This window comes from Phytobacter sp., from assembly GCF_059074235.1.
Genome location: NZ_JCACPZ010000004.1, coordinates 818,490 through 843,577, shown reverse-complemented (window position 1 = coordinate 843,577; position 25,088 = coordinate 818,490). Strand labels below are relative to the sequence as shown.

At 56.7% G+C, this 25,088-nt stretch carries 20 protein-coding genes; 7 read left to right on the top strand and 13 right to left on the bottom strand.

Translation table 11 applies throughout. The features are described from left to right. From AC5JPW_RS08040 to AC5JPW_RS08030, 3 genes are read right to left on the bottom strand one after another with little or no spacing between them, the layout of a single operon-like run. Window positions 1-1,419, bottom strand: coding sequence for an L-fucose/L-arabinose isomerase family protein (locus tag AC5JPW_RS08040; protein WP_494239413.1), 1,419 nt, complete (start codon window positions 1,417-1,419; stop codon window positions 1-3). 37 nt (window positions 1,420-1,456) lie between these two features. Then, window positions 1,457-2,404, bottom strand: a complete 948-nt coding sequence (locus AC5JPW_RS08035; RefSeq protein ID WP_494239412.1) for a transketolase family protein — start codon at window positions 2,402-2,404, stop codon at window positions 1,457-1,459. Continuing rightward, window positions 2,397-3,227 carry a transketolase gene (locus AC5JPW_RS08030; RefSeq protein ID WP_494239411.1) on the bottom strand — a complete coding sequence of 277 codons (831 nt, stop codon included), beginning with the start codon at window positions 3,225-3,227 and terminating at the stop codon, window positions 2,397-2,399. Before AC5JPW_RS08030 ends, AC5JPW_RS08035 begins: the two co-directional genes overlap by 8 nt. A 318-nt stretch (window positions 3,228-3,545) precedes the next feature. Between AC5JPW_RS08030 and AC5JPW_RS08025 the strand changes: the two genes are divergently transcribed. The 3 genes from AC5JPW_RS08025 to AC5JPW_RS08015 are packed head-to-tail and all read left to right on the top strand — an operon-like array spanning window position 3,546 to window position 6,943. After that, window positions 3,546-4,496 (top strand): sugar-binding transcriptional regulator, encoded by a 951-nt coding sequence (locus tag AC5JPW_RS08025; RefSeq protein WP_494239410.1) that lies wholly within the window; start codon window positions 3,546-3,548, stop codon window positions 4,494-4,496. A gap of 52 nt (window positions 4,497-4,548) precedes the next feature. Next, window positions 4,549-5,922, top strand: coding sequence for an MFS transporter (locus AC5JPW_RS08020; RefSeq protein WP_494239408.1), 1,374 nt, complete (start codon window positions 4,549-4,551; stop codon window positions 5,920-5,922). Between the two features lie 4 nt (window positions 5,923-5,926). Next, complete coding sequence (locus AC5JPW_RS08015) at window positions 5,927-6,943, top strand: NagC family transcriptional regulator (RefSeq protein WP_494239407.1); 1,017 nt, start codon at window positions 5,927-5,929, stop codon at window positions 6,941-6,943. Between the two features lie 46 nt (window positions 6,944-6,989). Here the strand turns inward: AC5JPW_RS08015 and AC5JPW_RS08010 are convergent, their stop codons facing one another. The 6 genes from AC5JPW_RS08010 to AC5JPW_RS07985 all read right to left on the bottom strand — a co-directional run bounded on the left by AC5JPW_RS08010 (window position 6,990) and on the right by AC5JPW_RS07985 (window position 14,264). After that, window positions 6,990-8,078: an ABC transporter permease gene (locus AC5JPW_RS08010; RefSeq protein WP_494239405.1), complete on the bottom strand. Its 1,089-nt coding sequence runs from the start codon at window positions 8,076-8,078 to the stop codon at window positions 6,990-6,992. A gap of 1 nt (window position 8,079) precedes the next feature. Beyond that, window positions 8,080-9,606: a sugar ABC transporter ATP-binding protein gene (locus AC5JPW_RS08005; protein ID WP_494239404.1), complete on the bottom strand. Its 1,527-nt coding sequence runs from the start codon at window positions 9,604-9,606 to the stop codon at window positions 8,080-8,082. Next, window positions 9,606-10,214, bottom strand: a complete 609-nt coding sequence (locus tag AC5JPW_RS08000; protein ID WP_494239402.1) for a DUF2291 family protein — start codon at window positions 10,212-10,214, stop codon at window positions 9,606-9,608. The genes AC5JPW_RS08005 and AC5JPW_RS08000 overlap by 1 nt, the downstream gene beginning before the upstream one ends. Before the next feature lie 13 nt (window positions 10,215-10,227). Beyond that, on the bottom strand, window positions 10,228-11,169 hold the full coding sequence (locus tag AC5JPW_RS07995) for a D-ribose ABC transporter substrate-binding protein (protein WP_494239400.1): 942 nt from the start codon (window positions 11,167-11,169) through the stop codon (window positions 10,228-10,230). Window positions 11,170-11,286: 117 nt separating this feature from the next. Further along, window positions 11,287-11,949, bottom strand: a complete 663-nt coding sequence (gene entD / locus AC5JPW_RS07990; RefSeq protein WP_494239399.1) for an enterobactin synthase subunit EntD — start codon at window positions 11,947-11,949, stop codon at window positions 11,287-11,289. Window positions 11,950-12,011: 62 nt separating this feature from the next. After that, entirely contained in the window at window positions 12,012-14,264 is a 2,253-nt protein-coding gene (locus AC5JPW_RS07985; protein ID WP_494239397.1) for a TonB-dependent siderophore receptor, read from the bottom strand. 259 nt (window positions 14,265-14,523) lie between these two features. On the opposite strand from AC5JPW_RS07985, the gene fes reads away from it, so the two are divergent. Genes fes through entF form a run of 3 tightly spaced genes read left to right on the top strand, consistent with a single transcriptional unit; the run spans window position 14,524 to window position 19,854 of the window. Beyond that, on the top strand, window positions 14,524-15,735 hold the full coding sequence (gene fes, locus AC5JPW_RS07980) for an enterochelin esterase (protein ID WP_494239395.1): 1,212 nt from the start codon (window positions 14,524-14,526) through the stop codon (window positions 15,733-15,735). Window positions 15,736-15,764: 29 nt separating this feature from the next. Further along, complete coding sequence (locus AC5JPW_RS07975) at window positions 15,765-15,968, top strand: MbtH family protein (RefSeq protein ID WP_494239394.1); 204 nt, start codon at window positions 15,765-15,767, stop codon at window positions 15,966-15,968. A gap of 10 nt (window positions 15,969-15,978) precedes the next feature. After that, on the top strand, window positions 15,979-19,854 hold the full coding sequence (entF, locus tag AC5JPW_RS07970; protein WP_494239393.1) for an enterobactin non-ribosomal peptide synthetase EntF: 3,876 nt from the start codon (window positions 15,979-15,981) through the stop codon (window positions 19,852-19,854). A gap of 88 nt (window positions 19,855-19,942) precedes the next feature. On the opposite strand, the gene fepC is transcribed toward entF, so the two are convergent. From fepC to fepD, 3 genes are read right to left on the bottom strand one after another with little or no spacing between them, the layout of a single operon-like run. Next, window positions 19,943-20,743, bottom strand: a complete 801-nt coding sequence (fepC, locus tag AC5JPW_RS07965; protein WP_494239392.1) for an iron-enterobactin ABC transporter ATP-binding protein — start codon at window positions 20,741-20,743, stop codon at window positions 19,943-19,945. After that, window positions 20,740-21,708: an iron-enterobactin ABC transporter permease gene (fepG, locus tag AC5JPW_RS07960; protein ID WP_494241167.1), complete on the bottom strand. Its 969-nt coding sequence runs from the start codon at window positions 21,706-21,708 to the stop codon at window positions 20,740-20,742. The genes fepC and fepG overlap by 4 nt, the downstream gene beginning before the upstream one ends. Before the next feature lie 20 nt (window positions 21,709-21,728). Further along, a complete protein-coding gene (gene fepD, locus AC5JPW_RS07955; RefSeq protein ID WP_494239391.1) occupies window positions 21,729-22,733 on the bottom strand; it encodes a Fe(3+)-siderophore ABC transporter permease in 1,005 nt (334 codons plus the stop codon). Between the two features lie 110 nt (window positions 22,734-22,843). On the opposite strand from fepD, the gene entS reads away from it, so the two are divergent. Next, window positions 22,844-24,079: an enterobactin transporter EntS gene (gene entS / locus AC5JPW_RS07950; protein WP_494239390.1), complete on the top strand. Its 1,236-nt coding sequence runs from the start codon at window positions 22,844-22,846 to the stop codon at window positions 24,077-24,079. Here the strand turns inward: entS and fepB are convergent. Beyond that, window positions 24,076-25,035, bottom strand: a complete 960-nt coding sequence (gene fepB, locus AC5JPW_RS07945; protein ID WP_494239388.1) for a Fe2+-enterobactin ABC transporter substrate-binding protein — start codon at window positions 25,033-25,035, stop codon at window positions 24,076-24,078. The genes entS and fepB overlap by 4 nt on opposite strands. Between the last annotated feature and the right edge of the window lie 53 nt (window positions 25,036-25,088).

Sequence of the window (25,088 nt, the reverse complement as noted above, 5' to 3'; positions counted from 1 at the left end):
TTAACGGTGCAGGTAGGTGTCAACGTTCAGATAGCGGGTGAACGCTTCGTGGAGCACCGCTCCGCTGGCCGCATGGTTCATGGCGACGTGGTGCTCAAAGCCGTTGCGGCAAATAAAGGAAAGCAACTCTTCCAGACGCGGAACCTGGATCACCGCGCGGCAGCCGACGGTATCAAGCGGATCGTCGACGGACTTACCCTCGCCAACATAGGCTTTGATTTCACCGGTTAAGTCATCGGTGCTCAGACGGAAGTAGGTCAGGGAACCAGCTTTCAGACGACCATGTACGGCCCCGCAGGTGTTCTCTTTGCCAACGGTGGTACCGATGATATCGGCGGTGCCCATATGCGGGGTTTCCAGACTGGCTGAGGCGAAGTTACCGCAATGGAACAGCACGCATTTGTCGCGATCGTCGCCGAAGTTGTTGTTCCAGTCGGCGATAGACGCCGGGCTCATATTGGCGCTGGCGAGGGCGTACATAGAGAGCGCGCCCATCACGTCCACTTCACAGGCGGAAGGCATCAACTGACCGGACATCACGCTCATAATGGAGCAGACGTTAATACCGAGATTTTCCTGCAGCGAGGTCCAGCACTGAATCGCTGTGGTATCGATATCGTTGGCGATAACCCATTCGCTGATGACCACAAACAGTTTGGCCATGGTGACCAGTTTTTCCGGCGGAATGCCGCTGGCATCAGCGTTGTCGATCAGAAGACGGCGTTTTTCATCCACGCGAATGTCATCGTCGCGCAGGGTTTTGATGCGGGTGAAGACTTCAGAGAGATCGAGTGTTTCCACCGCGATGCCCAGACGTTCCAGCAGTTTTTCGCTGTAACGCACGGTGTTAAAGCCAGCCGGGCGCGCACCAATTGCGCCGACGCGCACACCGCGCATGCTGCTCACCACGCGGCAAATTTGCTCGAAGCGCTTGAGGTCTTGCTCAAAGATTTCACCGCTGACGGCACAGACATGCTGGGTGGTCAGGGTAAAGGGAATGCCGTACTGGCGCAGGTTATTGCACAGGGAGATTTTGCCACAGAAGCTGTCACGACGGGTCGCCAGCCCCATTTTATCCAGATTATCCTCTTGCGCCTGGACCAGGACAGGCACATTCAGGCCAGAAAGTCGCAGGGTTTCTGCGATGGCTTTCTCGTCACCGAAGTTTGGCAGCAGTACGACCACGCCGTGGATTTCGTCGCGGTGCGCGCGGAACAGCTCAGCGCACACTTTTGCGTCCTGACGTGTTTCCACGCCGCCCAGCTCCGTTTGCGTCTCATCAAGCATAATGGTGTTGATACCGAGACGGTCGAACAGGGCGACGGCTTGTTCGCGGGCTTCTGCCACCAGGTAGCTTGGGAAGAAGCCACGGTTGCCGATGATCACCGCCATGGTCAGTTTTTGAGGGATTCGGGACATTGCAATTATCTCCAGTAAGTTGTTCTTTATTATTTTTTTAATGCCGATTGACTAAGATTTTCTTGGCATTTTTAACCACACCTGCGGCATCAATCTCATGGCGGGCGCGGGTCGAGGCGCGGTCAGCGGCGATGGCATACTGCCCATCCTGAATACCGAGACGACGCAGTGGAATCGCGCAACCTGCTTCAGCCAGCACCTCGGCCACCAGGCTCCCGACACCGCCGTTGACGTTATGCTCTTCAACGCTGATGACGGCTTTGCAGGTTTTCAGGGCATCCAGCAGTTGTGATGTATTGCAGGGACGAATAGACGGTACACTGATAACACTGGCCTCAATACCTTGTGCTGCGAGTTGTGTGGCGGCCTCGACAATTTCATGGACGGTTGAACCCATCGCCACCAGTGCCACATCGCTGCCTTTGCGCAGCACATCAATATTGCCAGGGGTGAACTGGTAATGTTCGTCATGCAGTTCAGGTAAGGCTTTACCGTCAAGGCGGATATAGACCGGGCCGACGTGCGCCAGGGCGTAATCAATGATCTGCCGACACTCGATTGGGCAGGAGGGGGCATAGATTTCGATATTGCCAAAGCCGCGCAGCACTGAGATGTCATCAATACTGTGGTGGGTACTGGCAAGTGGGCCGTAGCTGGCGCCCGAGTTCAGACCAAACAGCTTTACGTTGGTGTTGTTGTAGCAAATATCGACTTTGATCTGTTCGTTAGCGCGGGAGATCAAAAACGGTGCGGCGTTACAGGTCACCGCCACTTTGCCGCCAATCGCCAGACCGGCGGCAGCACCCACTAAGGTTTGCTCGGCGATACCGACGTTCACCAGACGCCCCGGGAATTTCTTGATAAACGGGGAGATTTTGGCCGTGGAGGTTGAATCCGCCACCACCGGCACCAGATCCACGCCGCGATCAACGGCATCCATAAACGCATTCACCATCACGGTGGCCAGGTGTTCGCTATTACTCATCTTTCAGTTCCTCCAGCGCCAGTTCAACTTCTTCACCTTTTGGCACGCGGTGGTGCCATTCCGGACGCCCCTGAATAAAGGACACGCCAGCGCCTTTGGTGGTGTGAGCAATCACAACATGCGGTTTGCCGCCAGGCTGTAATCCTTCCAGCGTCGCCACCACGTCGGCCATGTCATTACCCTTACACTCGGTAACCTGCATGCCGAAGGCGCGCCATTTTTCATCCAGCGGGTCGGTGTTCATGATCTCTTTCGTGGAACCCGCGAGCTGTAAGTTGTTCTTGTCATTGATAATAATGAGGTTGTCGAGCTGGTAGTGGGCGGCGACCAGCGCGGCTTCCCAATTACTGCCCTCGGCCAGTTCGCCATCACCGGTAATCGCAAAGACGCGGCGTTTGCTGTTGCTGCGCTTGGCGGCCAGCGCAATGCCCACGGCGACGGGTAAACCGTGGCCCAGAGCACCGGTGTTCAGTTCAATACCCGGCGTTTTGTGTTTCACCGGATGGCCCGGCAGATGCGAGTCGGCGTGTTGATAGGTAGAGAGCCAGTCGACGGGAATGAATCCAGCTTCTGCCAGTACGCAGTAGTAGCCGCCAACCGCATGGCCTTTCGACTGAATGTAAATATCGCGCTCGTCGCTGTCTTTCGTTTCCGGCGAGCAGTTCAGAATGCGAAAGTAGAGAGCGGTCAGCAGCTCCACCTGAGACAAGTCAGCGCCCGTGTGTCCACCGGCAGGACTTTCAGCATTCAGCACGATGATGCGACGGCGAACCGCGCGTGCTTTTTTTTCAAGCTCCTCAACAGAGAGCGAAAACGGATTCATAGTACACCTCTTGAATGTATAGTCTGTCGTGAATAAATATTCAATCAGGGTGAAAAAGTGCACCTGAGAGACGTATTGCAATCGGTTATTGCAAGGTCTTAAGACAGGTTTTGTTGCACTAGGAATAAATATTCACTACTGATTTATTATTCATGATTAAAGATATGCCCAGAAATGGGCTTTGTCTATGCCTTGTCATGGCAAATTTGGAAGAAAGGAGAAAACGATCACATTTGGATTGTGCGGTAGCCTGCACGACGGCTTGTTATCTATTCAGGTATGAATAAAAATGACGGGAGATGAATTAAGGGGAAATCTATGTCGAAGCAGGATGAACAGCGTCTGCTGGTGAAAATTGCCACGCTCTATTACAACGAGAACAAAAAACAGTCGGAGATTGCCTCTCTGATGAATTTGTCTCAGTCCTTTGTCTCACGCGCACTGACCCGTTGTCAAAAAGAGGGGCTGGTCAAAATCACCGTGGTGCAGCCGACCAACATTTTTGTCTCGCTGGAAAAGGCGATTGAGCAGCAGTACGGCATTCGCCAGGCGATCGTAGTGGATGTGGGCGAAGACCCCTCTAATGCGCAGATGAAACACGCCATTGGCAGTGCAGCGGCACACTATGTTGAAACCCGCGTACGCCCGGAGGACCTGGTCGGTATATCCGCCTGGAGCAGCACCATTCGCTGCATGGTGGATGAGATGCACCCGCAGAACATCCGCGCCGCAGGGGTGATTCAGTTGCTGGGTGGCGTAGGGCCGAATGGCAACGTGCAGGCGACTATCCTGACGCAGCAACTCTCGGCCCACCTGGGATGCCCGGCCTGGCTTCTGCCGTCACAAAGTATTGAGCACTCAGTGGAAGAACGTTCGCGTCTGGTCAACAGCCCGGATGTCGCGGCAGTGGTGGCAAAATTTGCCGAAGTGGACGTGGCGATTGTCGGCATCGGTGAGCTTGAACCTTCACAACTGCTGAAAAACTCCGGTAACTACTACAACGAAGACATGCTGCATCTGCTCTCTGAGCGAGGTGCGGTGGGCGATATCTGTCTTCACTACTATGATGCGGCCGGTAACCCGGTGCTCAGCCATGAAGAAGATCCGGTAATTGGTATGGAACTGGAGCAAATTCGCGCCTGTAAACAGGTGATTGCGCTGGCGGGCGGGGCTGACAAGCAGAACGCCATTCGTGGTGCCTTGCAGGGAAACTACATTGATGTGCTGATCACCGACTATCCCACGGCGCGCAGCCTGGTGGCGGGTTAATTTATCCGGTGTTCCATGACTCATCCTGCTCGGTGAAGGCTGCTAAAGAAGAATGATGAATCGCTCTCCCGCATCGCCCGTGAGTTTACGGGAAAAATTCTGTTACGGCCTGGGCGATACCTCAGCCAATATCTTTATGGGCATGACGATGATGTTCTTGTCCATCTATTACACCGACGTATTTAAGTTGAGTCCGGCGGCAATGGGAACGCTGTTTCTTATTACTCGCCTGATTGACGCGATTAGCGATCCGGTTATTGGCTCACTGGCTGACAGGACCCGTTCTCGCCACGGTCGTTATCGTCCCTGGTTGTTATGGTTCGCGATTCCCTATGGCCTGAGTTGTGCGGCTGTTTTCTTCTCCCCGGATTTAGACGACAGCGGACGTACGCTCTACGCCTATGTCACTTATATCTTTCTGGTGCTCAGCTTTAGCCTGGTCGTGGTGCCCTATGTTTCTCTGCTGGGCGCTATTTCCGCTGACAGCGACGAACGCATCCAGATAAACGCCATTCGTTTCCCGCTGGCAAAAATAGCCTATCTGATCTGTTCGCTGCTGGTGCCAACGCTGATTGCGCTGTTCGATAACGACATTGTCGGTTATCGGGTCGTGATGTGCGGCATTGGGCTACTCTCCACGCTGCTGGTGCTGCTCTGTTATTTCAATACGCAGGAGCGATTACTGCCTGATATCGAACATCGCCTTACTCTTGCCACCCAGGTGCGTTATGTCCTGAAGAACGATCAGGCCATGATTGTCTTTGCCGCGCAATGGATAGTGATGATCATGAATACCCTGAAGTTTGGCGCAGCGGCTTACTTTGTAAAGTACGTGCTTAGCATGCCGGGCTCATTTCTCAGTTTCATGCTGACGGCGGGGTCTGTTGCCGGGATTATTGCGCCATTGGTGACCGGTTATATGCTGAAAAAGGGCAGAGTGCGCCGTATTCCTCTGCTGGTGAGCAGTCAGCTAGTGGGCGGAGTGATGACGGTCGGCATTGCGCTCACCCCCGCGAGCGCCGTCTGGGTTCATGCTATTGTGTTTATCCTCGCCACCTTCGTGGTTGAATTGACGGCCGTGATTATGTGGGCAATGGTTGCTGACGTTGCCGATTACGGTTTTCACCGTGATGGCGTGCGTATTAACGGCATGATTGGCGGCGGTATGTTATTTGCCACCAAAGCCGGGATGGCCGTCGGCGGCGCTATCATCGGCTATGCGCTGGCATGGTACGGATACGATCCGGATACGATGGGCAGCGCATCCGGGGCACTGCTTTCCACGTTTACCCTGCTTTATGCCTGGCTACCTGCGGCCTGCATGTTTATTACGGCAGGCTTGTTTTCCCGTTACAGGCTTGATGAAAAAACCTGCCAGACCTTTATGATATCGGAACAGAGGAACACGCCGCTCGCAGGGGCCTAACACCATGGATTACAAAAAACAGATCCTCAATATTTTGCACAGTGAGGTCGAGTCGCGGGCCGAGATGACCCGTCGACTGGGGGTCACCAAAGCGTACATCACCAAGCTGACGTCCCAGCTGCTTACCGAGCGCATCATTGAAGAGCGTGAAGTCAAAGATGTGGCCTTTGGCCGCCCACAGCAGCTACTGGCGGTGAAAAGTGACAGTGCATTCAGCGTCAACATTATGCTGCGCAAAGGGAGCCTGCAGAGCACGCTCAACGACTACAATACCCAGCGTCCTGCGCTGGCCAGCCTGAATGAAACGCTGCCCCAAACGCTTTCACCGGCGTCACTGGTCGCGGCTATTGTTGAAAACATCAAAGCGCTATGCGCCTCAGCCAATCTTCTCTTGTCGAAGGTGAAAGTGGTCAGCGTGGCGCTACAGGGGGGTATCGAACACGTTACCGGCATCGTTCGTTACTGCCCGCTGTTTCCTGACAACAACGTGAACCTGAAAACGCTGTTGCAGGACGCTATCGGCAAGACTACGCATATTTACAACATTGCCCACTGCACCAACTATCTGCTGGCAAAATTATCTCCGGAGCGCTCTTACGTGGCGTTTATGCCGGGCTTTGGCAGTCTGGGATACGGCTATTGCACCCACGGAGAACTGGGGTTAGGCGAGCAAGGTTTTTACCCTGAAATTGTCCATCTTCCTTATGAAGGGGGTATCGAGCAGGCATTTCATGTCGACGATGCGAACCTGGACGCAACCCTGCTGGCAACGGCGAAAGCGCTCTTTTTCGCCATTTGCTGCACTGCACCCATTCACAACATCAAGCTGGTGATTGTGACCGGGGAGCTGTTCGAAGATTACGGCGATGCGATCCTGCCGCTGGCACAGGAGATGCTCAATGCCAGCCCGGACCGGCATATCAGCGAGATCACTATCCGCCACTATAAAACCGGCTATCACTACGGCGTGAAAGGGCTGGTGCAGCTCAGCGCCGACAGCATTACGGAATTATTAGTGTAAAAAAAAGGCCTGAGCATGCTCAGGCCAAATTCACTAACCGGTAGAACTACTTTTTCTCCATGACGGCTTTTTGTGCCACCACTGCCGCCTTCTGTTGCATACGGTTTTGCATCTGGTCGATGATAACCGCCACGATAATCACGATCCCTTTAATCACCATCTGCCAGAACTCGCTGACGCCCATCATCACCAGGCCATCGGCGAGGAAACCAATCACGAATGCGCCAATCAGCGTACCCAGCACCGTGCCGCGACCACCTGCCAGTGAGGTGCCGCCAAGTACCACTGCGGCGATGGCGTTCATTTCAAACGCAGTACCGTTTGCCGGGTGGCTTGCCAGAAGCTGGGCGGAGACCACGATGCCCGCCAGCGCGGCGCAGAATCCGGAAATGGTGTACACCCAGACTTTAACCTGCTTCACCTTCACGCCAGAAAGCTCTGCCGCACGTTCGTTATCACCAATGGCATAAACATGGCGACCGAAGGGCAGTCGGCGCGCAACATAGGCAATGACTACCGCCAGCACAATCATTAGCCAGATAGCCCAGGGGATGCCAAACAGCGTGCCCGCGCCAATCTCGTCAAAGCCGGTGTTACCCAGCTGCGGATTGCCCGCAAGGCCAGGGAAGGTTTGCCCGTCCGAGGTCAGCATGGCGGCACCACGCAGCACGTACATGGTGCCCAGCGTGCAGATAAACGGCGCTACGTTATAGCGGGTGATTATCCAGCCGTTCACCGCCCCTATTGCCCCGCCTATCAGTAACACCAGCGGGACGATGACCCACACGCTCGGGAAAATGGCGATGCCAAACATCGGCAGCACAATGCCTTTGGTGATCATCCAGCCCGCCATCATGCCGCACAGGCCAAGCGTTGCACCGATGGAGAGGTCAATCCCCGCGGTGATAATGACAAAGGTGATACCGAGTGCCAGGAAGGCATTAATGGCAATGTGTTTGATCATGATGACCAGGCTGCCCGTCGACAAAAAGCCCGGCACCGTGGCGGTAAAGAAGCCAACAATCAGGAACAGCGCGATAAAGGTTCGCAGCTTCAACAGTAAAAGCAGAATACTTTCACGTGACAATGACGTGCCCGCGCGCGGGGCCATGGTCACAGATTGTGTCGTTTTCATATCAGAACCCCTGAGCACTTGCCGTTACCAGTGCCGACTCTTCGGCCTGATCGCGTACGATATCGGCAGTTAGCTTCCCGCCGGACATCACCAGAATGCGGTCAGATACCGCCATAATTTCTTTCAGATCCGAGGTGGAGAAGACCACCGCGATCCCCTGTTCCGAGAGTTCCACCATCATGCGGAACACATCGGCTTTGGCACCAACGTCAATGCCACGCGTAGGCTCATCAAGGAACAGCACTTTCGGGTTGGTCAACAGGGAGCGACCAATCACCACTTTTTGCTGGTTACCGCCGCTCAACGCCTGAATTTCAACCTCCGGCGTGGAGACCTTGATTGACAGGCTGCCGATGGTGCTGGCGACCACTGCCTGCTCCTCTTTTTCCGAGATGGTGAAGCCGCGCTGCAACCGCCGCCACAGGCTGGCGATGGTCAGGTTGGTGGCCACCGAGGAAATCGGGAAGATACCGGTGCGTTTGCGGTCTTCTGGCACCAGGCTCATGCCCATTCGAATGCGGTCGGCGGTTGCCAGCCGCTGCGGCACCGGTTTGCTGTCGAGCCACAATTTGCCCAGATAGTTGCGTTCGGTGCCGAGCATGCATTCAAACAGCTCCGTCCGTCCGGCCCCCATCAGGCCGTAAATCCCGACGATTTCACCGCTGTGCACTTTGAAGGTCACATCGTCGACCACCGCATTGCCCGCGCTGTTCACGGAGGTAATGTGCTCTGCTTCCAGAACCGGTGCGCCGAAGGTACGTCCCGGAGCCAGAAAATTACTGACGGGATCGCTGCCGAGCATTTCCCGCACTATCCAGGGCACATCGATATCACACACTTTCGCTTCAGCCTGGAATTTGCCATCGCGCAAAATGGTGATGACATCGCCAATAGCCATCAGCTCCTCAAGGCGGTGCGAAATATAGATAATCGATACCCCCTGGCGGGTCAGTTCGCGGATCACCCGAAAGAGGATCTCCACTTCCGTTTTACTCAGCGCGGAGGTGGGTTCGTCAAGAATCAGAATGTCCGCGTCTTCTGCCAGCGCTTTGGCGATTTCCACCAGTTGCTGCTGGCCGACCTTCAGGCTCCCTACCAGCTCTTTTGGCGAGATCGGCTGGTCGAGACGTTTGAGCAGTTCAGCGGTGCGCTTCTCCTGCTCGGCCTCGTTGATCGGGCTTATCCCTTTTTGCAACTCACGACCAAGGAAAATGTTCTCGGCCACGTTGAGGTTTTCAAACAGATTCAGTTCCTGGTGAACCATGCCAATACCGAGTGCCGCTGCGGCACGGGTACTGGAAATATGTACGGGCTTGCCGTTCAGTTCGATTTCGCCGAGGCTCGGCTGCTGCACACCGGCGAGAATCTTCATCAGGGTGGATTTGCCCGCGCCGTTCTCGCCGATAATCACATTCACTTTGCCGCGCCAGACGTTGTAATCCACGTTATCCAGCGCGACCGTGCCTGGAAAGAGCATCGAGATGCCGCGCGTGCGCAGAATAATGTCATCCACAGGTACGTCGCTCATTACTGTGCCTCCTGTTTCAACTCCAGTGCCACGGCGTCTTCGGTCTGACCCGCGTTTATCGTCACCGCCATCACGACGGTTGCGGGTTTACCTGCCCAGCTTGCGTCAATTTTTGGCAGATTTTTCACCGCTTCACGGTTGTAAGCGCGTGAGAGCTGAGCGAACTGAACCTGGTTGGTAAAGTCTTCAAATTTAAAGCCGGTGGCATCGCGAATCGCATTTCCGCGAATGACCGGGCCCATCTGGATCTCCAGCGGTTTCCCGTTGAAGGTCATCACCAGTTTCTGTTCGCGTTCGTTGCTTACATCGACGCGTTCTACCTGACTGGTGAGGTGGACAAACACGCTATGGGGTTTGTCGTTGGTTGTTTTCAGTTGAGTGGTGAGCGCGGTGGCGTCCAGCGCATGTTTATGGGCCGCGTCGATGACGCGTTCTTGCCAGGTTTGTTGCGCGATCTGCTGTGGGGTCAGGTTGTCGAAGCTGGCTTTCGCATTCGGATCGGCAGGCATGATCGGCTTGCCGTTTTCATCCAGATCCACCACGGTGCAGGCCGTCAGCAACAGGGTGGTGCACCCTATAAATGCAGCACCCCATTGTTTTAACGACATAACGTCTCCGCGATTACTTGCTCAGGTTGAAGAGTTTCAGTTTGCTGGCGTTGCTGTCGTCAATCAGCATGCAGTCCATCAACTGTTTTTCATCCTTCTGCGCTTTGCCGTTTTTCAGGAAATAGTCAGCCTGTTCAACGGCCATCTGCGCTTGCTGCCAGCCAGGCTGCAACACGGTAGCTTTGATATTGCCTTTATTAATGATGGAGTCGCGCACGTAATCGCTGCCGTCAAAACCGACCACGATCACGCTGGTTTTGCCTGCGGCTTTCAGGGCAGCTTCTGCACCCAGCGCCATGGTGTCGTTACCGGAAATCACCCCGACGATGTCCGGGTTAGTTTGCAAAATGGCTTCCATACGGGTGAAGGCTTCTGTCTGGCTCCAGTTGGCTGTCTGTTGTGCCACCATTTTCATGTCCGGGTAGTCATCAAGAATGTCGTGATAACCCTGAGAGCGGACGCTGGCGTTAGTGTCAGACTGGCGGCCCAGCAGCTCAACGTATTTGCCTTTACCGTTCAGCAACTTGGCGAACTTCTCGGCTCCGAGCTGTGCGCCCTGATAGTTGTTGGAAACAATTTGGGCGACGGCCACGCCGGTTTTGTTAATTTCGCGGTCGATCAGGAAAGAGGGAACGCCTGCAGCTTTGGCTTTTTCCAGTGGTCCGACGGTGGCATCTGCACCGGCGTTATCCAGGATGATGGCTTTTGCTTTGCGGGCAATCGCTGTTTCAATTAATTGGTTCTGTTTGTTCACATCATCATCGTGTGAAGCCACCAGTACGGTGTAGCCAAGCTCTTTCGCTTTCGCCGCCGCACCGTCTGCTTCTGCTTTGAAGAACGGATTGTCGTGTGAGGGGGTGATAATGGCGATCAGTCCGTTATCCGCGGCAAACAGCGAGCCGGAAGCGGCGATCAGGGAAGCCAGTACAGCAGATTTCAGTAGGGTCGTTTTCATCTTTTTCTCCACATTGAATATTTATTCAATAATGATTTATTATTCAAGTTAACGATAAATCGGCTTAAGCAAACTGTCTACGGTTTGCTCAGCTAATTTCTTAAAAGGAGAAAAGGATCACGATCCTGAGGGCGATTCCGCTAATAAGGTGATAACGCAGGATCCGTGCATCATCCATGCAATATCAACATATTTTCCTGCCAGTTTATCGCTGAACGATGCATCTATGCGCAAGCGAATCGCAGTCTTATCCAGAGCAATAACCTGCGCACTGTGAAAGCCAGGGAAGGGAAGGGCATGCGCAGAAAAGGCCTTAAACAGGCTCTCTTTAGCAGAAAACACCAGCGTTAGCGCGAGTGGGAGTGGCAAGGAGGGGTGAGCCAATATCGCCTGTTCTGCCGGAGTGGCAATGCTTGCGGTTAACTCGTGGCATAACGCGTCGGTGAACAACGTTTCTATGTCGACCCCGACAGGCGCGTGAGCGACAACTGCCAACGCAATATTGCCGCTATGGCTGATGCTGCCATATAAGCCCTCGGGCCAGCGTGGTGCGCCCGTTTCTCCGATGCCTGGCACGGTTTTGATTGCCTGTTCGCTCAGGGCATGAACGGTGGCAATGCGCCCGGCAAGATGTTCGGCTTTGCGCTTACGGCCCGCATCCAGCAACTGCCGGTGATGAGGAAGCCACAACAGGTCGTTGTCGTTAAACGTGGACGTATCAAAGGTGACGAGGTGAAGCGGGCAGGAATGGAGAGTGAGGACCCGGTGATGAGTGTGCATAATGGACCTCAGGCCAGCCCCCTCCCGGAAGGGAGAGGGCGGATAGTGCATTCAGACAGAACTTAGAAGTGGGTGTTCACGCCCATATACCAGGTACGTCCGGATTCGTTATAGGTGTTGGCACCTGCGCCATACATCCAGCCAGTCGTGCCGCCGGTGCTCTGGGCATTACCCATACGCCAGTGACGTTTATCAAACACGTTGTCGACACCTGCGGTCAGGCTCACGTATTTGTTCACATCCCAGGTACCGCTCAGGCCAACGATGCTGTAAGGGCTGACTTCATCTTTCGCAGAACCGGTAACCGGTTTGCCCTGGTAGTCATATTTCTTCGGCTCTTGCTTGCCGTACCAGGTGAAGGTGGACTGTACGGAAACATCCTGCACAATCTGCCAGCTCAGGGTGGAGTTTAACGTATATTCCGGGATGATCGACAGGCGTTCACCGGTGGTTTTGTTCTTACTCTGTAGCATGTACGTGACGTTATTGCTCAGGGTGATCGCATCGGTAACCGGAACGTTTAACGTACCTTCCAGACCTTCTACGACGGCTTTAGGCACGTTTTCCCATTGATAGAGGTCGGTTTTGGTTTTGCCCACTGCCGTCTGGCTCAGCGGAGAATAACCGGCTTCAATCTTATTGCGATAATCGTTACGGAACCAGGTCACCCCGGCCAGCCAGCCTTCGTGTTTAAACTCAAGACCAATCTCTTTGTTGATGCTGGTTTCGGCTTTCAGGTCATCATTACCCTGCATGTAGCAGCCGACGTTAGCAGCGCTGGCGTAGCAGCCCTGGCCTTTACTGTACAGAATGTAGTTGGTGTTGGTCTGGAACAGGCTTGGCGCTTTATAAGCACGGGCGATACCCATTTTCAGCGTGAAGTCATCACCCAGTCCCTGTGACAGGTTCAGTGATGGGCTCCAGTTGTTGCCCACCACCGTGTGGTGATCGAAACGCAGACCCGGGGTCAGGGTGGTGCTGTCGGTGGCTTCGATATTGTCTTCGGCAAACAGAGAGAAGATCTCTGCGCTGGAGTACGGGCTACGACCGGTGCTGGTGTAACCGGCAATCGGCCCACCCTGCAGTGCCTGGGTGTTGGATGCGGAATCCTTCATGCGCTGCTGGTTCCACTCGGTACCCACGGTCAGGTTTTGATTAACCAACAGGTCGAACGGTACGCTCACTTCGCTGTGCAGCATCACGTCGGACAGGTCGGTATCCGAGAATTTATCGCTGTTGAACAGACCTTCCAGACCACCGGCCAGACCTTCGCCCAGACGGGAGTTACGGGTGTGCTCGTACTGCACCCAGTTGCTGGTGGTCACGCCGTTGTCCCAGCCGCCGTTCCAGGTGACGGAATAGTTCTGGCGGTAGAGACGGTTGGTCTCTTTGCCGTAGTTTTCCTTCACGAAGTTGTTGCTGCTGCTGTCATTGTTGGTGTTCTGGGTGTCGCCCGCATACAGGTTACCCTGACGGCTATAGCCCGCCTGGAATTCCAGCGCCTGCATCGGCGCAAACGCCCAACGCACCACGCCGTTGATATCTTTGTTCTCAACACCTTCACGACCTGCAGCCAGGGTGTTGGAGTAGATTCCGGTACGCTCGGACTGATGACCCTGGTTGATGTCATACGCATCAGCCTGGGTTTTATTCAGGTTACCGTACAGGCGGAAGCTGACGTCGCCACCCAGCGGCCCCATCAGGCTAAAGTCGGTGCGTTTAGTGGAACCTTCATCTTTATGCTCAGGGGCATTGAAGTAGCTGTTCCAGGAGCCGTGCCACTCCTGGTCAGTGGATTTTTTGGTGATGATGTTCACCACGCCACCCGCCGCACCGTTACCGTAACGGGCCGCAGCCGGGCCACGCAGCACTTCAATACGCTCGATCATGTCCGCAGGTACCCAACTGGTGTCGCCACGGCTATCACGCTCGCCGCGCCAGCCCTGACGGACAGAGTTACGACTGGTGACCGGCTTACCGTCGACCAGAATCAGGGTGTTTTCCGGGCCCATACCGCGAATGTCAATCTGACGGTTGTTGCCACGTTGGCCACTGGTGGAGTTCCCGGTCAGGTTAACGCCCGGCATGGTACGGATAATTTCAGAAACGTCACGTGCGGGGGGATTCTTACGGATTTCATCGGCGGTGATGGTAGAAACCCCCGGAGCCTGCAGATTCTGCTGAGCGGCGGTCACCACAATGGTATCTTCGTTGCTGGATGCGTCACTGGTGGTCTCTGCCGCGAAAGCGGGCAAAGCAACACCATATATTCCCAAATTGACCAATAAGGTCAGGGAACGGATTTTATTGTTCATTGTCATTCCTGCTTTTTTCGCCACTCTCCTCGCTCGATCCTTTCCCCAATGGGTAAGGAAAGCGGCATGATGTCGCCAGCTTGCTACGAAGGACGCTCATCCTGAGAAAAATCGCAACAAGTGACATTTTTATAATGAAAGACGCGCCGGTGCAGGCGCGGGCAATACGCTATTGCAAATGCAAATAGTTATCAATAATATTATCAAGAAATTTGTTAATGCAAGCAAAAATTTCCACATGTAATTCGGGGTTAATGCGGTGGTGTTAGAGACAGGAAGTGATGCCTGGTGGGCATCAAAGCAGGGGCCGGAGTGGGAACAAACATCGGCAGAACAGTACCGCGTTACCTTTTGGTGGCGGGATCCCGCAGGGAGCGAAGTGTCTTCAGACATACAGCATGTCTGGCTCTACATCACCGGGGTCACTGACCACCATCAACAGTCCGCCCCACAGTCCTTACAACGCATTCCAGGTACTGATGTCTGGACCTGGCAGACCCATCTGGAAGCCGGATGGCGCGGCAGCTATTGCCTGATCCCTTCGACAAATCAGGATGATTTTTCTCCACAGGTCTTTAGCCAAACCCCGCCTGAGCGAACTGCACTGCGCGAGGGCTGGCGCGCACTCTTTCCTCATGCCATCGCCGACCCATTGAATTCTCACACCTGGCGTGGCGGGCGTGGTCACCCGGTTTCACCACTCGCCTTGCCAGGTGCGCCCGAGCAACCGGGCTGGAACAAGCCGGATGCCGAATTCACCCCGCCGGTTTGCTTCGAATGGCAGAGCGCACGGTTAGGTAACCACCGCCGCGTGTGGGTCTACACCACCGGAGATGAGAACAGCACGGAACGCCCGCTGGCAGTGCTGCTCGACGGGCAGTTCTGGGCCGAAAGCATGCCCGTCTGGCCTGCGCTTGCGGCTTTAACCCGTGAGGGAACATTGCCCCCGGCGGTCTATGTGCTTATCGATGTCATTGATACCGCCCATCGCAGCCAGGAACTGCCCTGCAATGAAGATTTCTGGCTGGCGGTTCAGCAGGAGTTACTGCCACGCGTTCAGTCGACGACGCCGTTCAGCGACCGCGCCGAGCGCACGGTCGTCGCCGGGCAGAGCTTTGGTGGTCTGGCCTCGCTGTATGCCGGGTTGCACTGGCCGGAACGTTTTGGCTGTGTGTTGAGCCAGTCAGGTTCTTACTGGTGGCCACACCGTGGCGGCCATGCGGATGGGGTGCTGATTGAGGCGCTTCGGCGCGATGAACTCTCGGCAAAAGGGCTGCGCATTGTGCTGGAGGCAGGCGTGCGGGAACCGGTTATTTTCCGGGCCAATCAGGCGATGTTGGGTGAGTTGCAGCGTTCACAACCCTCTGTTTTCTGGCGTCAGGTTGATGGCGGGCATGATGCGCTTTGCTGGCGCGGTGGGCTGACATCCGGGCTTATCACCCTCTGGCAGCCGTTGCTGCGTGCTGAATAGCGCGCACTTTTTCACGACAGGAGTCTGGTATGGAATTCAGCAATCCCTTCGATAATCCCGAGGGACAATTTTATATTCTGCAAAATTCCCGGCAGCAGTTCAGCCTGTGGCCTGAATCATGCGCGCTGCCAGAAGGCTGGCAGGTGGTGTGTGCACCCGCATCACAGAACACCTGCAATGAATGGCTTGCACAACACTGGCAGACATTAATACCTGCGCACCATGCCCAATAAGGAGAGGCTGATGACCACACGATTACCTTTGGTCGCCGCACAGCCGGGGATCTGGATGGCGGAAAAACTCTCCACACTGCCCAACGCCTGGAGCGTGGCGCACTATGTGGCGTTGGACGGTGCACTGGATGCGCCTCTCCTGGCGCAGGCGGTTGTCGAAGGGATGAAGCAGGCAGATACCCTGCGGATGCGCTTTACTGAGGACAACGGTGAAATCTGGCAATGGGTAGATAATGCACAGAGCTTCCCGTTGCCGCAGATTGTTGATTTGCGTGCTGAATCTGACGCTCATGCTGCGGCCCTGGCTCTGATGAACGCCGACCTTGAACAAAATCTGCGCGTCGACGGCGGTAAGCCGCTGACGCATCACGCCATTATCCAGCTCAGTGACACCCGCTGGTACTGGTATCAGCGTTATCACCACTTGTTGGTGGATGGTTTCAGTTTCCCGGCTATTACCCGCCAGATTGCCGCCATTTATCGCGCAATGCGCCACCATGACGCCCTGCCTGAATCGCCTTTTACTCCTTTTGCGGAGGTGGTGGACGAATATGAACGCTACCGCGACAGTGAGGCCTGGCAGCGGGATAAAGCCTTCTGGTCTGAACATAAACGCACCTTACCGGCAGCTGGTTCCCTCTCTGACGCACCGTTGCCGGGGCGTGCCGCTACCACCGATATCTGGCGACTGAAACTGGCGCTCGACACCCCGGCGTTTCGTCGTCTGACTCAGGCGGCACAAGGTTGCCTGCCTGCCGATCTGGCTCTGGCGCTGGTCGCGTTATGGTTAGGTCGACTCAGCAGCCGACCTGATTATGCCGCCGGGTTTATTTTTATGCGCCGGATGGGCTCCGCGGCTCTGACTGCCACCGGTCCGGTACTCAACGTGCTGCCACTCGGCGTGCACCTTGATGCCAGCCAGACCCTGGCGGAACTGGCGACAAACCTGGCCGGGCAACTGAAAAAAATGCGCCGCCATCAGCGTTACGACGCCGAACAAATCCTGCGTGATACCGGACGTGCCGCAGGGGGCGAACCGCTGTTTGGCCCGGTATTCAACGTCAAAATGTTCGACTATCTGCTGGATGTCGACGGGATTGCCGGGCAAACCCATACGCTGGCGACCGGACCGGTCAACGATCTGGAAATTGCCCTCTTCCCGGATGAAGAGGGAGGGCTGACGCTGGAAGTGCTGGCTAACCGTAGCCGTTATGCGCAGGCCACCTTACAGGCCCACGTTGCACGCCTGCATGGTTTGCTGAGCCAGTTTGCGGCGAATCCGCAGCTGCGTTGTGGTGATGCCCGACTGGTTTCAGACCAGGAACTACAGCACCTGGAAAAAATTAACGACACAGGCATGATGCTGCCGGTGACGACCTTGAGTGAATTAGTGGCGCAGCAGGCCGCGAAAACCCCGGATGCTCCGGCTCTTGCCGATGCGCACTGGCAGTTCAGCTACCGCGAGATGCGTGAGCAGGTGGTAGCACTGGCAACCCTGTTGCGTGAGAAAGGCGTGAAGCCAGGAGACAGCGTGGCTGTCGCCCTGCCGCGTTCGGTCTTCCTGACGCTGGCGCTGCACGGCATTGTTGAGGCGGGGGCTGCCTGGTTGCCGCTCGACACAGGCTACCCGGACGAACGCCTGCGCATGATGCTGGAAGATGCGAAACCGCGTTTGCTCATCACCTCCGAGGATCAGCTTGCCCGCTTCAGTGATATTCCTGACCTGGCGCACCTCTGCTATAGCGCGCCGTTAAATGTGACGGACGGCGAACCCCTTGCGCTGTCCCGCCCTGAGCACACTGCCTATATCATCTTCACTTCTGGCTCTACCGGGCGACCTAAAGGGGTGATGGTCGGACAGACCGCCATCGTTAACCGTCTGCTATGGATGCAAAACCACTATCCGCTCAATGCGCAGGATGTGGTGGCGCAGAAAACGCCGTGCAGTTTTGACGTCTCGGTGTGGGAGTTCTGGTGGCCGTTTATTGCTGGGGCACAATTGGTGATGGCGGAGCCGGAAGCGCACCGAGACCCGCTGGCGTTGCAGAAGTTCTTCGCTCGATTTGGTGTGACCACCACGCACTTTGTGCCGTCGATGCTGGCGGCCTTTGTGGCGTCACTGACGCCGGAGAGTGCCCGGGAAACCTGCCACACCCTGGACAAGGTGTTCTGTAGTGGCGAGGCTCTGCCAACCCAGCTATGCCGGGAGTGGGAGCAATTGACGCACGCGCCGTTACATAACCTGTATGGCCCAACCGAAGCGGCGGTGGACGTGAGCTGGTATCCGGCCCACGGCGAGACGCTGGCGGCGGTTACCGGCACCAGCGTGCCGATTGGCTTCCCTGTATGGAACACCGGGCTGCGTATTCTCGACGGCATGATGCAGCCGGTTCCGCCGGGTGTTGCCGGAGATTTATATCTGACGGGTATCCAGCTTGCACAAGGCTACCTGGGGCGACCTGATCTGACCGCCAGCCGCTTTATTGCCGATCCTTTTGCCGCGGGTGAACGGATGTATCGCACGGGCGACGTGGCGCGCTGGCTGGAAAACGGCGCGGTGGAATACCTTGGGCGTAGCGACGATCAGCTTAAAATTCGCGGCCAGCGTATCGAACTCGGCGAAATCGACCGGGCGTTACAGGCGCAGCCGGATGTGGCCCAGGGCGTCACCCATGCCTGCGTGTTTAATCAGGCGGTGGTCGGTGGCGGCGATGCGCGTCAACTGGTGGGCTATGTGGTTTCAGACTCAGGCCTGCCGCTTGATTTAACCGCACTTCGCGAGACGCTGACGCAGCAGCTTCCGGCGCATATGGTGCCGGTTGTCCTGTTGCAACTGAGTGAGCTTCCGCTGAGTGCTAACGGCAAACTGGATCGTAAAGCGCTGCCACTGCCGACGCCGGTACGTGAGAAAGATGCGCGTCCGGTGGAAACGGGTGCTGAAACCCAGGTGGCTGAGGCGTTTTCTGCCTTACTTGGCTGCGAGGTTCAGGATGCCGGGGCTGACTTCTTTGCCCTCGGGGGCCACTCGCTGCTGGCGATGCGCCTGGCCTCGCAGCTCAGCAAGACTTTTGAGCGCCATGTGACCCCGGGGCAAATCATGGTGGCTTCCACCGTGGAGAAACTGGCGCTGCTGGTGACGCAGGATACTCTCGACAGCCGCCTGGGGCTGGAGACGCTGCTGCCGCTACGCGAAGGGAACGGCCCGACTCTGTTCTGCTTCCACCCGGCCTCCGGTTTTGCCTGGCAGTTCAGCGTACTGGCGCGTTATCTCCCCCCTCGCTGGTCGATTACCGGCATTCAGTCTCCACGCCCCGAAGGGCCGATGCAGCAGGCGGCAAACCTGGACGAGGTGTGCGAGCACCATCTTGCCACTTTGCTGAAAGAGCAACCGCACGGGCCTTATCACCTGTTTGGTTACTCCCTTGGTGGCACGCTGGCGCAGGGCATTGCTGCCCGGCTGCGGGCTCGCGGTGAAACGGTGGCGTTTTTAGGCCTGCTGGATACCTGGCCACCGGAGACGCAAAACTGGGCAGAGAAAGAGGCGAACGGTCTGGATCCGGAAGTGCTGGCAGAGATCGAGCGTGAGCGGCAGGCGTTTATTGCCGCCCAGCAAGGGCAGGGGTCGAGCGAGATGTTTGCCACTATCGAAGGGAACTATGGTGATGCAGTGCGCTTGCTAACTACCGCGCACAGTACGCATTTTGCCGGAAAAGTGACGCTGTTTGTCGCCGAACGCACGCTGCCGGAAGGAACAGACCCGCACAAGGCCTGGTCACCGTGGGTGGATGAGCTGGAGGTGTACCGTCAGGATTGTGCGCACGTGGATATCATCTCTCCGCAGGCGTTTGAGTCCATTGGCCCGGTATTGCGGGAGTTGTTGGGGTAAACGCGCTGGGGGCAGGGTACCGCACTTAACGGTCCCCTCGCCCCCTACGGGGAGAGGGTTAGGGTGAGGGGCAAACGCCCACCAAACCTCACCCTGCGTATTTGCCCAGCGGCACCACCAGCGGCGTATGCGCTACCGGATCCTCAATAATCAAACAGCGCAAACCGTACACAGTTTCAATCAACTCCGGGGTCACAATCTCCTTCGGTGCCCCCTGCGCCACTATCTTGCCATCGCGCAGTGCAATCAGATGTGTGGCATAACGACAGGCCTGGTTGAGATCGTGCAGCACTGCCGCCAGCGTATAGCCCTGCTCGCGGTTGAGATCACTCAGCAACTCCAGCAAATCAATCTGATAACTGATATCGAGCCAGGTCGTCGGTTCATCCAGCAGCATAATGGCGGTTTCCTGCGCCAGTACCATTGCAATCCAGGCGCGCTGACGCTGACCACCGGAAAGAGTATCCACACTCTGGGTCGCCAGACTGTCAACGCCCGTTGCGTGCATGGCACGGCTCACCGCCTCTTCATCTTCTTTACGCCAGCGGGTAAACAGTGGCTGATGCGGGTAACGCCCGCGAGCGACCAGCTCCTGCACGGTGATATCCCCCGGCGTGGTTGCGTTCTGTGCCAGCAGGCCGACACGGCGGGCGACCTCTTTGCTGGCGAAACGCTGGATCTGCTCACCATCAAGATAGACATGCCCCTGTTCCGGCGTCATCAAACGGCTCAGCGTGCGTAACAGCGTCGATTTCCCGCAGCCGTTTGGTCCGATAATGGCGGTGAAATGACCATTGGGGATCTCCACGCTCAAGCCGCTGGCGACAATTTTCTTACCGTAACCCAGGGTGAGGGCTTCGCCACGCAAACGGGCTGCTGTATCGGTCATTTTTTGCGGGACTCCTGAATCAACAAGGCGATAAGGTAAATGCCACCGAGGCTGACGGTGACGACGCCCACGGGTAACTGATAGGGGATAAACAACTGCTGGGCGCAGATATCTGCCAGCAACAGCAGTACCGCGCCGCAGAGCGCAGACTGCGTCAGCCCCCAGCGCGCGGTGGCGCTAAGACGTCGGGCAATGTGCGGTGCAACCAGCGCGATAAACGAGATAGGGCCGGCAAGCGCGGTCGAGGCGGCGGTCAGCATGACGGCAACCAGCATCAACAGAAGACGCGAACGTTCGACGCTCACTCCCAGCGCACAGGCGCTGTCATCACCCATCTCCAGCAGGCGCAGGCGGCGGGAAAGCAGAGTGGCAAAGATAAACATCACGATAATCACCGGCACTGAGGGCAGAGTTTTCGCCCAGGTCAGACCGTTAAGTGAGCCGGCATTCCACAACCCGGCGGAGAGGGCGGTCTCCAGCGAAGCGTGCATCAGCAGCCAGGTGTTGAAGGCCACTAGCATGGCGCGCACCCCGATGCCGACGATGATCAAACGGAACGTCTCAATGCCGTTACGCCACGCCAGCAGCCAGACGATAACCGAGGTGATAATCCCACCGGCCATCGCCGCCAGCGCAATTGCGGTAAGACTCTGTCCGTAGAACACCATCGCCACCAGCACGCCGCTCCAGGCACCGGTGTTAAAGCCCATGACATCCGGACTGCCGAGCGGGTTGCGCATCAATGACTGGAAAATTGCGCCACTGACACCCAATGCGGCACCCACCAGAAGGGCAATAAACACGCGTGGCAGACGCCATTCGGTCACTACCCGTTGCATGGCGAGAGGTGCGTTGCCGTTAAGGGCATCGATCACTTGCCCGACGCTGAGCATCACCGCACCGCTGCGCAGTCCCCAGACAGCCAGCGCAAGGCTGATGAGTACCATCAACAGGCAACTGCACATCAGACGACGAGAAGGGGAGGTCACAGGCCACCTCCGCGAATGCGTCGCACCAGCACAATCAATACTGGAGCACCGATAAAGGCGCTGACCACCGAGACGCGTAGTTCGCCCGGTACCAGGAAGCGGCCCAGAATATCGGCAAACAGCAGTAACGTTGGGGTGGCAATGAGCGTTACCGGGAGTGACCAGCGGTGATCGGCCCCCACCAGCCAGCGCGCCAGATGCGGCATCATCAGACCGATAAACGCTATCGGCCCGACAACGGCCGTGGCGCTGCCGCACAGCACGGTGATGGCAATCAGCCCTAATAGCTGCGTCCGGGCGACTTTACTGCCGAGCGCAGTGGCGGTGTCCGTGCCCAGACTCAGGCTGTTCAGCGCACGGCTCGATATCAGCGCAGCTCCCGCTGCCAGCAGCACCGGAATCAGCACAATTTTGAGTGTTTGCAGGGTGCGAATATCCAACGAACCGGCCTGCCAGAAACGCAACTGGTCATAGACATCGGCATTGAGCAGCGAGATGCCGCTGGAAAGTCCTTCAAGTACTGCCGCCAGCGCCACGCCCGCTAACGTCAAACGCACCGGGCTTAGCTGTCCGCCGCCCGCACTACCAGTGAAGGCCACCAGTAACGAAGCCGTGAACGCGCCGCAAAAGGCCAGTCCGAGCTGTTCAACCGGAGAAGCGGCACCAAACAGCGCGGCACCCACCACAATGGCAAAACTGGCACCTGAGTTAACGCCGAGTAAACCGGGATCGGCAAGTGGGTTGCGGGTGAGGGTTTGCATTAACGCGCCAGCAATGCCGAGTGCACCGCCTGCCAGTAATCCAGCCAGGGTTCGCGGTAAACGGGCATCACGGATGATGGTGCAGTCAGCGCTCTGGCAGCTCCCCGTGAGGGCATCCAGTACCACGGTGGGCGTCATGGCTTTTGCGCCAAGGAAGAGGCTGAGTGTCATTGCCAAAACGAGCAATATCAATAACCCGACAACGGTAAGCACGCGTGTCGAGGAACGGGAAAACGACATAATACTTTCCTGACTTGATAATGATAGTAATTATCGTTATCGATCTTGTTTGTGTATGTTACCATGTACGCCCTGGAATGAATAAAAAAAGTTCATGTTAAGGCGTTGTAATGAACCGACAATCCTGGCTGCTGAACGTCAGCCTTTTGCGAACGCATCCGGCCTTTCGCGCCGTGTTTCTCGCCCGTTTTATCTCTATTTTATCGCTGGGTCTGCTGGGCGTTGCCGTGCCGGTTCAGATTCAGGCGATGACAAATTCAAGTTGGCAGGTGGGGCTTGCCGTCACCCTGACCGGTAGCGCCATGTTTGTGGGGCTGATGGCGGGAGGCGTGCTGGCTGACCGCTACGAACGTAAAAAACTGATTCTTATTGCCCGCAGTACCTGCGGCGTGGGCTTTATTGGTTTATGGCTGAACGCCTTGCTACCGGAGCCCTCTTTGCTGGCAATTTACCTGCTCGGTTTGTGGGACGGTTTCTTCGCCTCGCTTGGCGTGACGGCCCTGCTGGCGGCGACGCCGGCGCTGGTCGGGCGTGAAAATCTGATGCAGGCCGGGGCCATCACCATGCTGACGGTGCGCCTGGGCTCGGTGATTTCGCCGATGTGCGGCGGCTTATTGCTGGCAACCGGTGGTGTGGCCTGGAACTACGGTCTGGCGGCGGCGGGATCGTTTATCACTCTGATACCGCTGCTGGGTTTACCCGTGCTGCCACCGCCGCCCCAGGCGCGTGAACACCCGCTCACCTCGCTGGTGGCCGGTTTTCGTTTCCTGCTTAGCAGCCCGCTGGTTGGCGGCATTGCGCTGCTCGGAGGCTTACTGACGATGGCCAGTGCCGTGCGCGTACTCTACCCGGCGCTGGCGATGGGCTGGCAGATGTCGGCGGCGCAGATTGGTCTGCTGTATGCGGCTATCCCACTCGGTGCGGCAGCGGGGGCGTTAACCAGTGGGCGACTGGCGCAGCATTTGCGTCCTGGTCTGCTGATGTTGGGTGCCAGCGTGGGCTCGTTTGTCGCTATTGGCCTGTTCAGCCTGATGCCTCACTGGACGTTGGGCGCGCTGTTCCTGGTGCTGTTTGGCTGGCTGAGTGCCATCAGCTCGCTGTTGCAGTACACGCTGATTCAGACGCAAACCCCGGAGTCGATGCTCGGGCGCATTAACGGTTTGTGGACGGCGCAGAACGTCACTGGTGATGCCATCGGCGCGGCGCTGTTAGGCGGGTTAGGTGTAGTGATGACCCCGGCGGCTTCCGCCAGCAGCAGTGGTTTTGCGCTGGCGATGGTCGGGGTGCTGTTGATGCTGGTACTCAGCGAGCTGCGCCGTTTCCGACAGCAGCCCGTGGTGTCTTAACCGAACAGTGCTGACAGACGCTGTAACACGCGCGTTGCGCTGTAGTAATCCAGACGGAAGGTTTCCGCTCCCAGCGCATAGACCCGTTTGTTCTGTACGGCAGTCAGGTGGGAAAGCAGCGGATTGGCATTGAGTTCGTCAGCATCTTTCTGGTCGCTGGCGAACAGGAACAGGGCTTCGCCGTTCAGGCCGCTTGCCAGGTTTTCACCGCCCAGTTGCACGATGTCATGGCGTTTGCCCTGGCTTTTGCTGGTGTTAAGCCCTTGCGGCAGTGTGGCGAGCGTAAAACCTAATTGCGCCAGCAGCTTGCCCTGTGCGGAGTCCTGGGTCCAGAGGTTGGCATTGTGCGCGCCTGGGTTATAGACCAGCGCGGTAACGGGCTGCGGCGGAAGCGTCATTTTGGCTTTTACGTCGGCCAGTTGCTGGTTGAATTCAGCCACCCGCGCGGCAGCCTGTGTTTCCTGACCGGTTATGGTGCCCAGTTGAGTCAACAGTTCCTGCCAGCTTTTGTCGTCGTAATTGATGACTAATGTCGGTGCAATAGTGGAAAGCTGATCGTAAAGCGAGAGCGCGGAGTCGCCGCCGGTCGCGCTGATAAGAATCAGGTCCGGCATCTGTGCGGCTACAGCTTCCGCATTAGGTTCACCGATGTAGATACGTGCGACGTTGCGTTTTTTGGCGACATCGCTCCATTGGCGCAGGAACCCCTGGTCATCGGCGAAACGGTTGTTCGGCGTGGTCGCTCCGCTGGCGACAACCGGCGCGTCAATCGCTAACAGCGAACCGGTCAGCGTGACGCTGGTGGAAACGATACGCAGTGGCTTCTGTTCAAGCGTATGGCTGCCCTTGCTGTCGGTCACCTGGCGTGGCCAGTCAGCGGCCATCGCTGAGGTAAGTCCTAAAACAAAAATGCCCAGCATGATAAGGGGCTTACGGCATATCAAAGGGAGAGTCACGAAATCGCATCCTGTTTTTGTTGAGGTTAATGCTTCTCATTTTCATCGTTGAG

What these genes read in the sequence shown, in the direction of transcription:
- AC5JPW_RS08005 (WP_494239404.1), bottom strand. Translation starts at nt 9,606, where the DNA reads ATGAGCGACGTACCTGTGGATGACATTATTCTGCGCACGCGCGGCATC.
- AC5JPW_RS07975 (WP_494239394.1), top strand. Translation starts at nt 15,765, where the DNA reads ATGGAATTCAGCAATCCCTTCGATAATCCCGAGGGACAATTTTATATT.
- AC5JPW_RS07985 (WP_494239397.1), bottom strand. Translation starts at nt 14,264, where the DNA reads ATGAACAATAAAATCCGTTCCCTGACCTTATTGGTCAATTTGGGAATA.
- fepC (WP_494239392.1), bottom strand. Translation starts at nt 20,743, where the DNA reads ATGACCGATACAGCAGCCCGTTTGCGTGGCGAAGCCCTCACCCTGGGT.
- AC5JPW_RS07995 (WP_494239400.1), bottom strand. Translation starts at nt 11,169, where the DNA reads ATGAAAACGACCCTACTGAAATCTGCTGTACTGGCTTCCCTGATCGCC.
- AC5JPW_RS08000 (WP_494239402.1), bottom strand. Translation starts at nt 10,214, where the DNA reads ATGTCGTTAAAACAATGGGGTGCTGCATTTATAGGGTGCACCACCCTG.
- AC5JPW_RS08035 (WP_494239412.1), bottom strand. Translation starts at nt 2,404, where the DNA reads ATGAGTAATAGCGAACACCTGGCCACCGTGATGGTGAATGCGTTTATG.
- AC5JPW_RS08010 (WP_494239405.1), bottom strand. Translation starts at nt 8,078, where the DNA reads ATGAAAACGACACAATCTGTGACCATGGCCCCGCGCGCGGGCACGTCA.
- AC5JPW_RS08030 (WP_494239411.1), bottom strand. Translation starts at nt 3,227, where the DNA reads ATGAATCCGTTTTCGCTCTCTGTTGAGGAGCTTGAAAAAAAAGCACGC.
- AC5JPW_RS08025 (WP_494239410.1), top strand. Translation starts at nt 3,546, where the DNA reads ATGTCGAAGCAGGATGAACAGCGTCTGCTGGTGAAAATTGCCACGCTC.
- entF (WP_494239393.1), top strand. Translation starts at nt 15,979, where the DNA reads ATGACCACACGATTACCTTTGGTCGCCGCACAGCCGGGGATCTGGATG.
- fepG (WP_494241167.1), bottom strand. Translation starts at nt 21,708, where the DNA reads ATGTGCAGTTGCCTGTTGATGGTACTCATCAGCCTTGCGCTGGCTGTC.
- AC5JPW_RS08015 (WP_494239407.1), top strand. Translation starts at nt 5,927, where the DNA reads ATGGATTACAAAAAACAGATCCTCAATATTTTGCACAGTGAGGTCGAG.
- AC5JPW_RS08040 (WP_494239413.1), bottom strand. Translation starts at nt 1,419, where the DNA reads ATGTCCCGAATCCCTCAAAAACTGACCATGGCGGTGATCATCGGCAAC.
- entS (WP_494239390.1), top strand. Translation starts at nt 22,844, where the DNA reads ATGAACCGACAATCCTGGCTGCTGAACGTCAGCCTTTTGCGAACGCAT.
- AC5JPW_RS08020 (WP_494239408.1), top strand. Translation starts at nt 4,549, where the DNA reads ATGATGAATCGCTCTCCCGCATCGCCCGTGAGTTTACGGGAAAAATTC.
- fepD (WP_494239391.1), bottom strand. Translation starts at nt 22,733, where the DNA reads ATGTCGTTTTCCCGTTCCTCGACACGCGTGCTTACCGTTGTCGGGTTA.
- entD (WP_494239399.1), bottom strand. Translation starts at nt 11,949, where the DNA reads ATGCACACTCATCACCGGGTCCTCACTCTCCATTCCTGCCCGCTTCAC.